Here is a 14,685-nt window from a genome sequence, read left to right on the forward strand (position 1 = left end):
CATAATCGCCCGATTGACGCGCGCAACTACGTATGAACAGTGTGGGCCGGCGAAGAGCGCACGGTCTGGGGGTTAGGCAGCGATGCCTACGTGTGCGAAGAAGCGATGATGACGGCACAGGCCAACGACATTCAGTGGTATATCGCCCGCGACGGTAAGCAGCACGGGCCGTTGACCGATATCGAAATGCGCACATTCGTCGCGCATAACTATCTGCGTATCAGCGATCTGATCTGGCGGCCCGGAATGCCGGAATGGCAATCGGCGCCGAACGTATTTCCGACGGCATTCGAGGCGCTCGGACAAGAGCCGAAGCAGATCGCTGCTTCGCCGTCCGCGCCAGCCGCTCAGCCACAGGCGGTGTCCTACGGGCAAGCAACAGCGCAACATGATCAGCGTGGCATCGACTATGAGAGCGACGCGGCACCTCGGCCCGACCGCAGCAATCTCATCAAACGGCTGGCGCTTGCCGGCGTCGCGATCATGGTCATTGGCGGCGGCGCGTTCGCATTCACGAATTATCGGGGCGCCATCATGGGTATGGTCGGCGGCTCGAATGGCACGACCGCGGACAATGCGCCGGTCGTCGCTGCGCCATCCGATCCATCGTCGACTGCGACGACGGCGGCGGCTTCCGCCGATCAATCGGCCCAACCCGCAGCCACTGATACGACGCAGACTGCGTCCAATGAAAGCGCTCCGTCCGCAACACCGACGAACGACGTGATTTCGTCCGCGCCGCCGGCCGACGCAACGACGACGTCGTCGGTCTCACCATCCGCGACGGACGCGTCTTCTTCTCCGCCGCCGTCCTCGCAGACACAAGTTGCCGCGGTCGAGCCACAATCGCCGACCCCACCTTCGCCGCCTGCCGTTGATGGCTCGCCGCTCGATCTGCGCCTGCAGACCGTTCCGGTGTGGGCACTCATCAAGCGCGAATACCCGGATTGGTATTCGAACGAAATCTCATCGGCCAACAAGCTCGTTGCTGACAACAAGCCCGATAGCGATGTCGCGACGCTCTTAGCGCAGGGTCTCGTTACGCTTCGCCGCCAGAATGCGGAAAAGGCCCTTGAGGCAAGCCCAGAGAAGCTGCAAGCGATCGCGGAAGCGTTCCTCAATCATCTCAAGGCGCTCAGGGCGCAAAGCGTCAGCGCCTGCTTCGGCTTTATCTCAAAGGGCGAGATGAGCCCGGCGGTGATCCAGACAATGGAACATCCAGAGACCGCGACGGCGCTTAACGCCCAAACCGACGCGATTTTCGAGGCCATCTCCGAGGGATCGAAAAATCCGGTCAAGCACGACTCGGCGGTCAAGAGCGACTACGACATCCTGATCAAGGAACTCGGCAAGCTCGGCTGGAAGGAAGAAGACCTGCAGGTGTTCTCCAATCCGACGCTGCTCGCGAAGCGCGAGCCGGAGCAAGTGTGCAAGATGGTGCAGGAATGGTTCATCGCGCACTTGGCCGTGCAGGATAAAGCTGTCCGCGACCGCCTGCTCTACGAAACGCTGAAGCCTGTGGTGTCCGGCTGATGCTTTACACCGCGCTCAAAGTTTTTTTGACCGCGGGTTTGGTTGTCGCAATCTCCGAAATCGCGAAGCGCTCGACGGTCTTTGGCGGCATCGTTGCCTCGCTGCCGTTGACGTCGCTGCTGGCTTTCATTTGGCTCTACGGCGAGACCGGCGATACGGCCAAGATCGCGAGCCTTTCGACGAGCATCTTTTGGTATGTGCTGCCGTCTCTCGTGCTGTTTCTGGCGCTGCCGATGTTGCTCGGGCAGGGATTCGGCTTTTGGTTAAGCCTCGCCATCGCCTCGGCGCTGACGTTCGCGGCCTATCTGGTGATGACGGCAGCGCTCGCCCGCTTCGGCGTTACGCTCTGACCCGGTGACAGCGGGCGGCGGACCGGCTATCGCGATGCCATGCTGCATATCAACGATCTCACCTATCGCATCGAAGGCCGGCCGATCCTGGATCAGGCGACAGCCGCCATTCCGTCAGGCCACAAAGTCGGGCTCGTCGGCCGCAACGGCGCGGGCAAATCCACGCTGCTGCGTTTGCTGAAAGGCGAGATCGCGCCCGACGACGGCTCGATTTCCATTCCGAAGAATGCGCGGCTCGGTCATGTGGCGCAGGAAGCGCCGGGCGGCGACGAGAGCCTGATCGACTGGGTGCTGTCGGCCGATACCGAGCGCGCGAGCCTGCTGGCCGAGGCGGAGACCGCGACCGATCCGGAACGCATCGCGGAAATTCAAATGCGGTTGACCGACATCGACGCGCACTCGGCACCGGCGCGGGCGGCGCGCATTCTATCGGGCCTCGGTTTCGACGAAGAGGCGCAGCGGCGCGCGTGCCGGGAATTTTCCGGCGGCTGGCGCATGCGCGTTGCGCTCGGTGCGATCCTGTTCCTGAAGCCCGACATCCTGCTGCTCGACGAGCCGACGAACTATCTCGATCTTGAAGGCACGCTCTGGCTCGAAAACCATCTGAAGAGCTATCCGCACACGGTGCTGATCGTCAGCCACGACCGGGATCTGTTGAACAGCGCGGTGACCGAGATCCTGCATTTGGACAAGGGTAAGCTGACGCTTTATGCGGGCGGCTACGACGATTTCGAGGAAACGCGCCGCGAGCGGCAGCGTCTCGAAATGAAGCTCAAGAAGAAGCAGGACGAGCAGCGCAAGCATTTGCAGGCATTCATCGACCGCTTCAAGGCGAAGGCGAGCAAAGCCGCGCAGGCGCAGAGCCGTGTCAAGGCGCTCGCCAAGATGCAGCCGATCGCGGCGCAGGTCGATGATCGCGTCGTGCCGTTTCATTTTCCCGATCCGCAGAAGATCATCGCCAGTCCGCTGCTGCGGATCGAAAAAGCGAGCGCGGGCTATGAAGCCGATCATCCGATTTTGTCGGGCATCGACTTGCGCATCGACAACGACGACCGCATCGCGCTGCTGGGCCAGAACGGCAACGGTAAATCGACGCTCGCGAAACTGATCGCGGGGCGGCTGAAGCCGTTGTCGGGCGAGGTTTTCGGCGCGCAGAAAATCGACGTCGGCTATTTCGCGCAGCATCAGCTCGACGACCTGCTGCCGAACGCGACGCCGTACGACTACATGGTCAAACTGATGCCGGAGGCGACGGAAGCGCAGCGGCGCACCAAGCTCGGCACGTTCGGCTTCAGCGCCGCCAAAGCCGATACGGCGTGCGGAAAGCTTTCGGGCGGCGAGAAAGCGCGGCTGCTGTTGGCGCTGACAGCATTCCATGGACCGCACGTTCTCATTCTCGACGAGCCGACGAACCATCTCGATGTCGATAGCCGCGAAGCGCTCATTCACGCGCTGATGGAATACAACGGCGCTGTCGTCCTCATCAGCCACGACCGGCATTTGATCGAGGCGACGGCCGACCGGCTTTGGCTGGTGCGCAACGGCACGGTGAAGCCTTACGACGGCGACATGGAAAGCTATCGCGCGTTGCTGCTCGAAGAGCGTGGGGCGCGAACGTCAGAACGGCGCGACGAAAACGGAAGCGATGCGCGGACGTCGCGTACGGATCAACGCCGGGCCGCCGCCGAAAAGCGGGCCGAGTTGGCGCCGCTCAAGAAAGCCATGCAGGCGGCCGAAAAGCACGTCGATAAGCTGGCGAAGGAGATTGCGGCGCTTGATGCGCTCCTGGGCGACGCGGAGATTTATTCCTCCAACCCGCAAAAAGCGCAGGCGGCCGCCCAGCAGCGCGGCCAGTTCGCCCGCGACCTGCAGGCCGCCGAGGATGCCTGGCTGGAGGCCACGGAAGCCTATGAAGAAGCTTCGGCCGCCGCGGAGGCGTAGGCCAAGCAGCTAGCACCCCAATTTTTCAGTGCGATTCGAAAAAGATGGGCGATTTTGCGAAATCGCCGCGCCTATCCACATCTGGACGAAACGAATTTCGGAACCCATTTCACGATCCAGAAGTTCAATGGAACGCGCAGGCTAAGTGCTCCCCCCATTTCCCCCGCGTACTGCGCAAGCGAGAACGATCATGGACCAGAAATTCGTCTACCATCCCCTCAATCGCACGAATGCGCCGCGCGCCCGTGTTGCGAGCGCGAAGTTGGTCGTTTCTGAGTATCTTGCGTACGTCACGATGCTTTCCGCGGCGGTCGTTATTGCAATCATTACCTTCGCTTACGCCGCGAACGTCACAGTGCATTGGCTTCACATCATGAACGGCCCTGGCTTCTTTACGTCGGAGGCGCAGCCGGTTTCACAGACCGATGTGAAGCCGTTCGCGCCCGCGAAGGTCGCAATGATTTCCGCGCATTGAGTTTGTTGTTCCTCCACGCCTCGTAATCCTGATCCTCGGGCTTAAACCCGAGGACTTTTTTGAAGCGCTTGCGATGGGATGTCAGCCGCTGATTTTTGAGAAGTCGGCGACGGTGAGCGTCGCTGCGCGGATTTCCGACAAGAGGCGCAGACGGTTTTCGCGGACCTGCTTATCGTCGGCGTTGACGAGGATCTTCTCGAAGAACGCATCGACCGGCGCGCGAAGTTCCGACAGCGCGCGCATGGCGCCAGCGAAATTTTCCACCTGGATGGCCGACGTCGTGTCCTGCTTCACCGCTTCGATGGCGGCCGCGAGCGCGATCTCTTCCTTCTCTTTGAGAAGCGCCAAGTCGTATGGACCGGCGTAGGATTTTTTGTCCTTCTTCTCTTCGATCGAGAGGATGTTTGCGGCGCGCTTGACGCCCGCGAGCAGGTTTGTGCCGTCGTCGGTTTTCAAAAATGCGTCGAGGGCTTCGACGCGTTTTACGATAAGGGCGAGGTCATCCTGGCCGCCGAGCGAGAACACGGCGTCGATCAGGTCGTGGCGCTTGCCTTGATCTTTGAGGAAGACTTTGAGGCGGTCGGCGAAGAAGGAGAGGAGGTCATCAGCGGTCCCTATCACCTGCCGATAAACTCCAGGGATTTCTTCGGGCGTGAAAGGCTTATTATGTTCAGTCGCAATTAAGTCTTGGATCGCCCGCGCGTCCTCCGCGCTGACGCCTGTAGGGCGCAACGAGGCAGCAACGGTTTGCTTTTTTCGTAATTTAATCACCTCTATGCAGTCAAAAATCCATGCTGCGTGCTTCGCCAATATACCTCGGAGGGCGAGCCGAAGATCATTCTCCAGCACGATGCGGATGACGCCGAGGGCGGCGCGGCGGAGCTGATAGGGGTCGCCGGAGCCGGTTGGTTTTTCGCCGATGGCCCAGAAGCCGACGAGCGTATCGAGCTTGTCGGCGAGCGCGACGGCAACCGCGACGGCGTCGCCCTGATCCTCGCGCGGCACCGTATCGGTCGGGCCTTTCGGCTTATAGTGCAGCTCCAACGCGCGGGCGATCTCGGGTTTGGTACCGACGTGCTCGGCGTAGTAGCGGCCCATCAGGCCCTGAAGCTCGGGGAATTCGCCGACCATTTCCGACACGAGATCGGCTTTGCACAGACCCGCGGCGCGGCGCGCGTCTTGCGGGTCGGCGTCGCATGCGCCAGCGAGTTCAAACGCCAACTGCTCGATGCGCTCGACGCGATCTTTCTGGCTGCCGAGCTTCTCGTGGAACGTGATGTGAGCGAGCTTACCTGCCATCTCGCCGAGGGGATGTTTCAGGTCCTGCTCCCAGAAGAACTTCGCATCCGACAAGCGCGCGCGAATGACCTTCTCGTTGCCCGAGACGATCTGCGCGCCGCCGTCTTTTGCGACGAGGTTCGAGACGAGCAGGAATTTGTTCGCGAGCTTCTTCGACTTCGGATCGCGCACCGAGAAGCACTTCTGATGCGTCTTCATAGACGTGATCAGAACTTCGCCGGGCACTTCAAGAAACGCTTTTTCGAATGAGCCCATCAGCACGACCGGCCATTCGGTGAGGCCGGCGTTCTCGGCCATCAGCGCATCGTCTTCGACGAGTTCGAGCTTCGCTTCTTTCGCAAGCGCGTGCGCCTGCTCGGAGATAGCCGCAGCGCGTTTTGCCGGATCGAGAATGACGTGATGGCTCTCGAGCTTCTCCTGATAGTCGGCGAAGCTTTTGACCTTGAACGGTCCGGGACCGAGGAAGCGATGGCCGCGCGTCTCGTGACCTGAAGCGATCCCGTTGATCTCGAACGGCACGACCTTGCCGCCGAGCAGGCAGAGGATCGACTGCAATGGGCGCACCCACTGGAAGGTCGAGGAGCCCCAGCGCATCGACTTCGGCCAGGGGAATTTTGCGGCAACGTCCGTCACCGTTTCGGCGATGATTTCGGGCGCGGCGCGGCCGGGCTTTTCGATCTTGGCGACGTAGTAGTCGCCTTTCTTCTCATCCTTGACGACGGTCGCATCGGAGATCGACGCGAGACCGGCGGACTTCAGAAAACCTTGAACAGCCTGCTCAGGCGCGCCGACGCGCGGGCCTTTCTTTTCATCAGAAATGGCGGGCGAGCCGTGAGGAACGTTCTCGATAACGAGCGCCAGGCGGCGCGGCGTCGAAAAGGCGCGCGCTTCGCCGACGTCGAGGCCGCGTGCTTTCAGGCCTTCAACGACGAGGCGCTTCAAATCATCCGCCGCACGCAATTGCATGCGCGCCGGAATCTCCTCCGACAGAAGCTCAAGTAGAAGTTCAGACATTCAGGATCGATCTCGCGAGACTGGCTCTTTCCCAGTCATACAGGAAAGAGTGGGGTGAGGGGTGGAATTGCAGGGTGCTGCTTTCGCCCCCTCACCCTGTGTCTCTCCCCGCCGCGAAGCCGCAACGGGGAGAGCGGTTGCGTTATGGGTTCGTCGGCGCCGGAGCAGGAGCTGCTGGCGGCGTCGTGGATTCTTCCGGTTTGCTTTCCGGAGCGGGTGCAGTTTCCGGTACAGCAGGCGCCGGTTCCGTCGTCGACGGCGTTGACGGCGTCGCTTCCGGTGCTGGCGTTGCGGGCTCGGTCGACTGCGGAAGCGCCTTCATGGCACCGCCATCTGGTGGCGTGCTTTCAGGAGCCGAAGACGCAGGCGGCGCGGGTGGCGTTGGAGCAGGCTCGGCCGGTGGCGGGAGCGCCTTCATCGCCCCGCCTTCGGCGGGCTCGGCTTCTTCAGCTTTTTTGTGCTCCGGGATCATGCCAGCGGGCAGCGCTAGGCGCACCTGGTGGCCGATATCCTTTATTGCGCCAGTCGTGTGCAGATAGCCGATGCCAACGGCAACGAGCGCAACGAAAAATGCGAAAACCCAAGGCAGCCGTCGAAGAGCGAAGAAGCCGATAATGATCAGCGGCACGGCTAAAGCGATTATCCCAAGCGTGGTGTCGTTCATGCGCGTCCTCCTTCTGTCTTTAGCCAGGCGCCGCAGCAGGCTTTCGCCAACTCGCGGACGCGCAGGATGTAGCTCTGACGCTCCGTGACCGAGATCACGCCGCGAGCGTCGAGCAGGTTGAAGATGTGGCTCGCCTTGATGCACTGGTCGTAGGCGGGGAGCGCGAGCAAGTGCTCCTCACCATTCTTGGCGCCGGCCTCAAGCAAGGCCACGCATTCGGCTTCGGCGTCTTTGAAATGGCGGAGCAGCGCCTCGGTGTTGGCGTGCTCGAAGTTGTAGCGGGAGTACTCGCGCTCGGCCTGCAGGAAGACATCGCCGTAGGTCAGGCGCTTTTCGTCATCGCGGCCGTTGAAGTTCAGATCGAAGACGCGGTCGACGCCCTGAACGTACATGGCGAGGCGCTCAAGTCCGTAGGTGATTTCACCTGCTACGGGATTGCAGTCGAAGCCGCCGACCTGCTGGAAGTATGTGAACTGCGAAACTTCCATGCCGTTGCACCAGACTTCCCAGCCGAGACCCCAGGCGCCGAGCGTCGGGCTTTCCCAGTCGTCCTCGACAAAGCGAATGTCGTTCAGCGCAGTGTCGATGCCGATGGCGTCGAGGCTCGCGAGGTAGAGCTCCTGCATATTCGCAGGCGACGGCTTCATGATGACCTGGAACTGGTAATAGTGCTGGAGCCGGTTGGGATTTTCGCCATATCGGCCGTCTTTCGGACGGCGCGAAGGCTGGACGTACGCCGCGGACCAGGGTTTCGGCCCGAGCGAGCGCAATGTCGTTGCCGGGTGAAAGGTGCCGGCGCCAACTTCCATGTCGTAGGGCTGGAGGATGACGCAGCCTTCGGCGCTCCAGAAGCTTTGCAGGGTCAGGATCAGGTCCTGGAAGGCAGCTTTAGGGCGCAACGCGGGAAGGCGTCCGGCTTTCGTTGCAACCGACGTCTGGGGCATGTCTTTTGGCTCATTCCGGCTGAATTTTCGGCCGCAATATACGCGTTAAGGGCCCCTTGTCACGCATCGCTGAGGCGATTTTACGGGCTTGCCGGTCGAAAGACGGACACGGACGGCACGGCGCCGAGAATGCTGCGGTGCCACGCCGAGGGACGGAAACGCGATAGTGGAGGCGACAGGGCCTTCAATTGTCGCGCTGCTGGCGGGGACGATAAACGCCGGCCGTTTCATCCCATTCGAGATTGCCGAGGTCGCGGACTGGCGCGGTGGCGCGGCGCATGCGGGCTTCCTGCTTGCGTACGGCCTGGCCTTGGCGGGCCAGGGCAGATAGCAAACGGTATCCGGCCAGACCGGCAGCACCGACAACGGCTAGAAATATGACTGGGGGCATTGCTCGGCCCTCCGGGCCCTAAATCCCAAAGCGCGACCAGAGCGTGCGCGCCTCGATAGCCGACACCAGATCGTCGGCAAAAGCAAGACCGCCATCGCCTAGGCCGGATGCGCCAGGCACACGGCGGAGGCGCGACAAAAGCCCTGCACGGTCCGGCTCGACGACCTTGAGCCGCACCTTGCTTCCGAACACCTCGTGCATCTTCGAACGGATGTCTGTTATGCCGTCGATGAGGCCAAATTCAACCGCTTTGGCCGCCGACCAGAAGGCGCCGGAAAAAAGCTCGTCATCTGGGGCTTTGAGCTTGCCTACGCGGCGTTCCTTGACGAGGCCGATGAAGACGTCGTGCACGTCCTTCTGGATGGCTTTCAGGCGCGCGATGTCATCTTGATCCTCGGGCAGGAAAGGATCGAGCTGGTTTTTATTGGCTCCGGCCGTGTAGACGCGGCGTTCGACACCCATCCGGTCGATCAGCTCGACGAAGCCGAAGCTGCGCGATACGACGCCGATGGAGCCCACGATCGAGGATGGGTCGGCATAGATTTCATCACCCGCAATGGCGAGAAAATATCCGCCCGATGCCGCTACGTCTTCGCAGAAAACATAGATTTTCTTGTCTTTTTCGGCAGCCAACTGACGAAGACGCTTGAAGATCAGGTTGGACTGCACCGGCGATCCGCCCGGCGAATTGATGACCACCGCAACGCCGGGAAGCTTCGACAGCGAGAACGCCTTGTCGATGGCGGCGGCATAGCTCGCAAGCGACAGTCCAGGCCGTAGCGGCGTCGCCATGCCGATCGGGCCACTGAAGCGAAGAACTGGAACGACGGGCGTGCGCGAAAACGGCCACATAAATTCAAACTCCTGCGGGCGACTTTGGGAGGATTGGTTTGCGCGACATGAAGAGCGGATTGTCTAGTGCAATCACGGACCTGCTGCCAGTGGCTATCGGCCGCCAATTTGCGACGGCAGCGCTGCGCCGTGGCGAAAAACGGCTTCGATTTCAGGCAGGAACGCCTGATCGGGTCCATGCAATATGAGTCCTGGTTTGATCGAGATCGGAGCGCGGCTGCCTTTGATGCCGGAAACGATCACACGGATGGCCGGTTCGTCCGTGCGCGCATAAATGGGCAAGATGTTCACGCCGCCAAACCGGCCTTCGAAAGCCGAGAGAATGCGCGGGAGTGCCTCCACTTTATGGATCATCGCGGCGCGGCCTCCAGGAGCGGCCATTCGGTTCATGAACCGCGCCCAAATTTCCAGTGCGTCCTGCGGCATCTGATGGGAGGCGGCGCGAAGATGGTTTCCCGCCGCGGTGCTGCGTCCGGCTTCGTGGTAGGGCGGGTTGGCGAGCACAAAGGCGAATGTTTCGGACGCAATTCCGGCGGCATCCAACGCACCTGTTGCGCGCGAAATATCCGTTTCGACAACCGATACGCGTGCGCTCAAGTTGTTGTGGTCAACATTGTGGCGGGCAAGCGCCGCGAGTTTTGGCTCGCGTTCGAGCAGAACGACCCTGGCGCCGGGACAACGTGCCGCCACGCACAGCCCGACGACGCCGACCCCCGAGCCGACGTCCAAAACCGTCTCTTCACCAACCAATTCCGGAGCCAAGGTGGCGGCCAGTAGTACCGCGTCGGTCCCAGCGCGATAACCGCTTCGCGGCTGATGCACAGTCAACGCATCGCCAAGAAACAGGTCCTCACTGACGTTTTCGCTTTGCGGCAGATCTGTCTCAAGCACGCTCATGGTCCACGACCCATTCACCAAGTCCGGCCTCCCTCAGAACCCGACTTGCCTTGTTCCAATCGTCGTCCGTGACGACAAGACGTCGCGGGAATGCTCCGATTGACCCTTCCATCAAGCTCATATTTCGATCAAATATGACCGCTTCGATGCCCTGGCCTGCGAGCAGAGCCTCGACATAACTGATAAGCACAAGGTCGTTCGTCAAAATTAACTCGCGCATGGCAATTCCCAAAATGAACGATAATTTTTGCCACGCCCGATGCCGCGTGACGGTCTAAAGACGACTGCCTATATTAGCATGGTCTAGAACATTGGGGGCCACCTTGGGTCGCGTAATACCGCTCGAAGACGTCCGCGAAACGAGCCAGAAGCTGCAGCCGCTTCTCGATCTCGTGGCCGATGACATGGAAGCGATCAATCGCATCATCCTCGACAAGGCCGTGTCCGATGTCGACATGATCCCGGAACTCGCGCACCACCTGATCGACAGCGGCGGCAAGCGGCTGCGGCCGATGCTGGCGCTCGCGGCGGCGAAACTGTGCGGCTACACGGGCAACGGCCACATCCGCACGGCGTCGGCTGTCGAATTCATGCACACCGCAACGCTGCTGCATGACGACGTCGTTGACGAAAGTGCGACGCGGCGCGGACGCAAAACCGCGCGAATGATCTGGGGCAACCAGGCGAGCGTGCTCGTCGGCGATTTTCTGCTCGGCCAGGCCTTCAAGATGTTCGTCGACGTCGGATCGCTTTCGGTGTTGCGCATCATGTCGAATGCCGCGGCGACGATTGCCGAAGGCGAAGTGATGCAGCTTGCGGCGGCGAAGAATACGTCGACGACGGAAGACGACTACCTCACGATCATCAATTCCAAGACGGCGGCGCTCTTCTCGGCGGCGGCGGAGTCCGGCGCGGCGCTGACGCAGCGACCAACCGAAGAGCAGGCGGCGCTGCGATCATACGGCAAAAATCTCGGGCTGGCGTTCCAGCTCGTCGATGATGCGCTCGACTACGCGGGCGACAGCACGCGGCTCGGCAAGTCGGTCGGCGACGATTTCCGCGAAGGCAAGATCACGCTGCCCGTCATCCTGTCGTTCCGGCGGGGATCGAACGATGAGCGACAATTCTGGAACCGGACGATTGCCGAGGGCAACATCACCGACGGCGATCTGGAGCATGCGATCAGCCTGATGCGCCGTCACAAGGCGATCGAGGCGACGTTCGAGCGGGCGCGTTCGTATGGCGCAATTGCGCGTGACGCGCTGGCGATCTTCCCGGAAAGCCGCGAAAAAGACGCGCTCGAACAAGTCATCGAGTTCTGTATCGGCCGTTCACACTGATCGGTGCTCGAACGCGGCGGCCAGTGGCCTCAAGTCAACCTTGAGGCTGCGACCCACCAGTTTGGCTGGCGCGTCTTGAGCATACGCGCGCCCGTCTGCGCCGCGGATTCGGATTCGAACAGAGCGAAACACGTCGGACCAGCGCCGGACAATTGCGCGACCCGCGACCGCGGCAGCTTCGCGAGTTCCGACAGCACGTTGATGATTTCGGGAAAAAGCCGGCGCGCAGGCGCTTCGAGTGAGTTGCCGCGCAAAGCCGCGTAACGGATCACGTCGCCGATGCTTGAGAACATCGGCGGATTTTCCGGCGCCAGATCTGCGGGCAATGGCCCGGCATTGAGAAGGCGAAAAACTTCGGCCGTCTTCTTAGCGGGCACCTCAACGAGAGGATTGGCGAGCACGGCGTAAAGCTCGGCCGGCAGGACGATATCGGCGATGTTTTCGCCAGTTCCCGTCATCACGGCGCTTTGGCTTTTCAGACAGACCGGAACGTCTGCGCCAAGTGCGCGGGCGATGTCAGTAAGATCACGCGATACCAAGTCGGAACGGCTGGCACTGAGAAGGCGCAGCGCCGCGGCCGCGTCTGCCGATCCGCCACCAATGCCACTCGCGACAGGGAGATTTTTCTCCAATGTCAGACGACCGGCGACGAAATCCGGCACTAAGCGCGAGATCGCCGCGGCGGCCTCATCGACAAGATTGCCATCGCCGAGGCCAGCTGCGAACGGTCCGGTAATTTCGGTTTTAGACGTGGGGCCAGCTTCGCGCGTCAGGCGATCGCCGACGTCGGCCGCAAAGGCGACGAGGCTGCGCAGCTCATGATAGCCATCAGAACGGCGCCCTAAGACTTCAAGCGTTAGATTGATCTTGGCTGGTGCGAATTCCAATTTCGACATGCATTCCACGATACGAAAACGGGCGCTCAAGCGCCCGTCTTCTACGATTAATATTGACGCGCAGTTACTACTCAACTGCTCGGCCGGAAGTTCCTGTCTTGTTTTCGCTGCGTCGGCGCGATGTCTCGGTTTGAACCTGACGCGTCTTGCCGGACGCGTTGGCTTCGCCCTTCGAATCCAGACCGCGTTCAAGCTTGGCTTTGATCTTATCGACGTCCTCCGGCTCCGGGTCGAGCGACAAAGCCTGCGCCCACTGGAAGCGCGCTTCGCGCTCGCGGCCGACCTTCCAGAAGGCATCGCCCAGATGATCGTTCAGGGTCGGATCCTCCGGCTTGATCTCAACGGCGCGCTCCAGATAGCGGACGGCTTCCTTGAAGTTGCCTTGCTTGTAGTGCGCCCAGCCAAGACTATCGACGATGTAGCCATCGTCCGGCTTGAGTTGCACGGCCTTCTCGATCAGGCGCGTGCCCTCTTTCAGGTTTTTACCCTGATCGACCCAGGAGTAGCCGAGATAGTTCAGAACGAGAGGCTGGTCGGGAGCGAGCGCTAAAGCACGCTTCAGATCCGCTTCGGCGGCGGGCCAGTTCTTCAGCCGCTCATAGGACGTGCCGCGGGCATAGAAGTAGCCCCAGTTGCGCGGGTCGGATTTGTTGATGACCTTGAGCGCCTTGGTGAAATACGTGACGGCGCCGGCATAATCCTTGCGCGCACGCATGATATTGCCGAGCGCTTCCAATGGCCGAACGTCTTTCGGATTTTCCTCGGACAGCTTGACCAAAATTGCCTTGGCCTCGTCCGTCTTGTCGAGCGAGTTCAGATCGAACGCACGGCGAATGTCGATCGCGCTCTGCAGCGGCGTGCCTTTGGGGATCTTGTCGTACGTTTGCAGCGCCTCGTCGTAGCGCTTCACAGCTTCCTGCGCGTTGGCGAGCGCAGCGAGTGCAAAGATGTGATCGGGCTTGGCGTCGAGCGCGAGCTGCAGATAAATCGTGCCCAGGCTCACTCCGCCCTCACCGGCCAGGGCTTCGCCCAGGCCATAGAAGACTTCCGATAGGCCGTCGGTCGCATTGGCGATGAGAAACGGCGGTTTCTTTTTCTGCTTGATCGTATCCAGCATCTCCTTGGCGAGGGGATGTGGGTCGCCCTGGCTCTTGGCGAGCTGTTTATTGATGACCATGCGCGCCGTTTTGAAGTCGCCGTAATGGGCCGCCGACTGAGCATAGGCCAGCGACGTTCTGAGCGTGCGGCTGTCCTGACGGAAAACCTTTTCATACGATGCGCGCGCGATAGCTTTGCGGCCGGCGATATCGGCGATCAGCGCACGGTGATAGCGCAGATAGAACTGCGCCCAGTCCGGCTGCTTGGGAAGATCGAGCGCCTTCAACGCGCCGTCCGTATCTCCGGCGGCGAGACGCGTCCAGCCGATGGCAATTGCGCTGGTGAGTTCGCCAATCGGGTTTTCGGATGCTGCTGCGAAACGCTCCTCGGCTTTCTTGTAGTCACCGGCCTTGAACGCAGTGACGCCGAGAAGGAACTGCGACATGCGATGCGAGCCCTGCGAGGCAGAGAGTTGCTCCGCAAGCGGAATGGCCTTCGGCCAGTCGCCGGACATCGTTTCCATCTGGAAGGCCTGCTCGAGCAGCACCTCGTTGTCCGGATCACGCTCAAGGGCGCGGCCGTAAAATTCAGCGGCTTCTTCGGTGTCCTGCGCTGCGCGCGCGAAACGTCCCGCGAGGTAGTTGCCGAGAATGGAATTTGAAACTTCGTCCTGACCAGGTTCCTGGTCTTGCGAGCGGGCCGGAGCCTCGCTGAAAAACCCGGCAACCGTCAGAGCGACCGCTACTAGGCATACACTCAGCCCACGCCCGAGGAGTCCCCGCATCGACTTTTTCCCTTTGCTGCCGGAAGCCAATTCGATTCCTGCGGCGGCGAGCCTAGCAAAGATATCGCAAGCTTGGCGACAAGCTTTACGTGAAAAATAAGACATGAGCCGAAATTGCTAACTGTTATCAACCGTCAACGCCTATCGGCATAACGCTCAGCCAGCGCAGCAATTAAGCCCCCGCATGCTGGAACGGCGCCGAATTTT

The 14,685-nt window shown here is 61.1% G+C and carries 14 protein-coding genes; 5 read left to right on the plus strand and 9 right to left on the minus strand.

Going from position 1 to position 14,685, the window contains the following annotated elements; translation table 11 throughout:
* Positions 1-105 precede the first annotated feature (105 nt).
* The 4 genes from RLW41_RS07145 to RLW41_RS07160 all read left to right on the plus strand — a co-directional run bounded on the left by RLW41_RS07145 (position 106) and on the right by RLW41_RS07160 (position 4,299).
* Positions 106-1,533, plus strand: coding sequence for a DUF4339 domain-containing protein (locus RLW41_RS07145; RefSeq protein ID WP_414464058.1), 1,428 nt, complete (start codon positions 106-108; stop codon positions 1,531-1,533).
* Positions 1,533-1,883: a DUF3147 family protein gene (locus tag RLW41_RS07150; RefSeq protein ID WP_409561203.1), complete on the plus strand. Its 351-nt coding sequence runs from the start codon at positions 1,533-1,535 to the stop codon at positions 1,881-1,883. Before RLW41_RS07145 ends, RLW41_RS07150 begins: the two co-directional genes overlap by 1 nt.
* A gap of 39 nt (positions 1,884-1,922) precedes the next feature.
* The gene (locus RLW41_RS07155) at positions 1,923-3,824 is read left to right on the plus strand and encodes an ABC-F family ATP-binding cassette domain-containing protein (protein ID WP_414464059.1); all 1,902 of its coding nucleotides are present in this window, start codon (positions 1,923-1,925) and stop codon (positions 3,822-3,824) included.
* Positions 3,825-4,014: 190 nt separating this feature from the next.
* Positions 4,015-4,299 carry a hypothetical protein gene (locus RLW41_RS07160; RefSeq protein WP_409561205.1) on the plus strand — a complete coding sequence of 95 codons (285 nt, stop codon included), beginning with the start codon at positions 4,015-4,017 and terminating at the stop codon, positions 4,297-4,299.
* An 81-nt stretch (positions 4,300-4,380) separates the two neighbouring features.
* On the opposite strand, the gene glyS is transcribed toward RLW41_RS07160, so the two are convergent.
* The 7 genes from glyS to RLW41_RS07195 all read right to left on the minus strand — a co-directional run bounded on the left by glyS (position 4,381) and on the right by RLW41_RS07195 (position 10,580).
* A complete protein-coding gene (gene glyS / locus RLW41_RS07165; protein ID WP_414464060.1) occupies positions 4,381-6,612 on the minus strand; it encodes a glycine--tRNA ligase subunit beta in 2,232 nt (743 codons plus the stop codon).
* A gap of 142 nt (positions 6,613-6,754) precedes the next feature.
* Positions 6,755-7,276, minus strand: coding sequence for a hypothetical protein (locus RLW41_RS07170; RefSeq protein WP_414464061.1), 522 nt, complete (start codon positions 7,274-7,276; stop codon positions 6,755-6,757).
* The gene (locus RLW41_RS07175) at positions 7,273-8,220 is read right to left on the minus strand and encodes a glycine--tRNA ligase subunit alpha (protein WP_414464062.1); all 948 of its coding nucleotides are present in this window, start codon (positions 8,218-8,220) and stop codon (positions 7,273-7,275) included. Before RLW41_RS07175 ends, RLW41_RS07170 begins: the two co-directional genes overlap by 4 nt.
* A gap of 184 nt (positions 8,221-8,404) precedes the next feature.
* On the minus strand, positions 8,405-8,611 hold the full coding sequence (locus RLW41_RS07180; protein ID WP_414464063.1) for a hypothetical protein: 207 nt from the start codon (positions 8,609-8,611) through the stop codon (positions 8,405-8,407).
* A gap of 18 nt (positions 8,612-8,629) precedes the next feature.
* Positions 8,630-9,463, minus strand: a complete 834-nt coding sequence (locus RLW41_RS07185; protein ID WP_414464064.1) for a S49 family peptidase — start codon at positions 9,461-9,463, stop codon at positions 8,630-8,632.
* Positions 9,464-9,556: 93 nt separating this feature from the next.
* Positions 9,557-10,360 (minus strand): tRNA1(Val) (adenine(37)-N6)-methyltransferase, encoded by an 804-nt coding sequence (locus RLW41_RS07190; RefSeq protein ID WP_024276491.1) that lies wholly within the window; start codon positions 10,358-10,360, stop codon positions 9,557-9,559.
* Positions 10,347-10,580 (minus strand): DUF2007 domain-containing protein, encoded by a 234-nt coding sequence (locus tag RLW41_RS07195; RefSeq protein ID WP_024276492.1) that lies wholly within the window; start codon positions 10,578-10,580, stop codon positions 10,347-10,349. The genes RLW41_RS07190 and RLW41_RS07195 overlap by 14 nt, the downstream gene beginning before the upstream one ends.
* Positions 10,581-10,683: 103 nt before the next feature.
* Here RLW41_RS07195 and RLW41_RS07200 point away from each other — a divergent pair, with 103 nt between their 5' ends.
* Complete coding sequence (locus RLW41_RS07200; protein ID WP_013949744.1) at positions 10,684-11,700, plus strand: polyprenyl synthetase family protein; 1,017 nt, start codon at positions 10,684-10,686, stop codon at positions 11,698-11,700.
* A 29-nt stretch (positions 11,701-11,729) separates the two neighbouring features.
* Here RLW41_RS07200 and RLW41_RS07205 read toward each other — a convergent pair whose 3' ends face one another.
* Together RLW41_RS07205 and RLW41_RS07210 are read right to left on the minus strand one after the other, a co-directional pair.
* Positions 11,730-12,626, minus strand: a complete 897-nt coding sequence (locus RLW41_RS07205; RefSeq protein ID WP_414464065.1) for a 4-(cytidine 5'-diphospho)-2-C-methyl-D-erythritol kinase — start codon at positions 12,624-12,626, stop codon at positions 11,730-11,732.
* A gap of 37 nt (positions 12,627-12,663) precedes the next feature.
* A complete protein-coding gene (locus RLW41_RS07210) occupies positions 12,664-14,478 on the minus strand; it encodes a tetratricopeptide repeat protein (RefSeq protein ID WP_414464066.1) in 1,815 nt (604 codons plus the stop codon).
* Positions 14,479-14,685 lie beyond the last annotated feature (207 nt).

Source organism: Hyphomicrobium sp. DY-1, from assembly GCF_047497105.1.
GTDB lineage: Bacteria > Pseudomonadota > Alphaproteobacteria > Rhizobiales > Hyphomicrobiaceae > Hyphomicrobium_B.

Coding starts and splice junctions, on each gene's coding strand:
- RLW41_RS07145 (WP_414464058.1), top strand. CDS start 106: ATGATGACGGCACAGGCCAACGACATTCAGTGGTATATCGCCCGCGAC.
- RLW41_RS07150 (WP_409561203.1), top strand. CDS start 1,533: ATGCTTTACACCGCGCTCAAAGTTTTTTTGACCGCGGGTTTGGTTGTC.
- RLW41_RS07155 (WP_414464059.1), top strand. CDS start 1,923: ATGCTGCATATCAACGATCTCACCTATCGCATCGAAGGCCGGCCGATC.
- RLW41_RS07160 (WP_409561205.1), top strand. CDS start 4,015: ATGGACCAGAAATTCGTCTACCATCCCCTCAATCGCACGAATGCGCCG.
- glyS (WP_414464060.1), bottom strand. CDS start 6,612: ATGTCTGAACTTCTACTTGAGCTTCTGTCGGAGGAGATTCCGGCGCGC.
- RLW41_RS07170 (WP_414464061.1), bottom strand. CDS start 7,276: ATGAACGACACCACGCTTGGGATAATCGCTTTAGCCGTGCCGCTGATC.
- RLW41_RS07175 (WP_414464062.1), bottom strand. CDS start 8,220: ATGCCCCAGACGTCGGTTGCAACGAAAGCCGGACGCCTTCCCGCGTTG.
- RLW41_RS07180 (WP_414464063.1), bottom strand. CDS start 8,611: ATGCCCCCAGTCATATTTCTAGCCGTTGTCGGTGCTGCCGGTCTGGCC.
- RLW41_RS07185 (WP_414464064.1), bottom strand. CDS start 9,463: ATGTGGCCGTTTTCGCGCACGCCCGTCGTTCCAGTTCTTCGCTTCAGT.
- RLW41_RS07190 (WP_024276491.1), bottom strand. CDS start 10,360: ATGAGCGTGCTTGAGACAGATCTGCCGCAAAGCGAAAACGTCAGTGAG.
- RLW41_RS07195 (WP_024276492.1), bottom strand. CDS start 10,580: ATGCGCGAGTTAATTTTGACGAACGACCTTGTGCTTATCAGTTATGTC.
- RLW41_RS07210 (WP_414464066.1), bottom strand. CDS start 14,478: ATGCGGGGACTCCTCGGGCGTGGGCTGAGTGTATGCCTAGTAGCGGTC.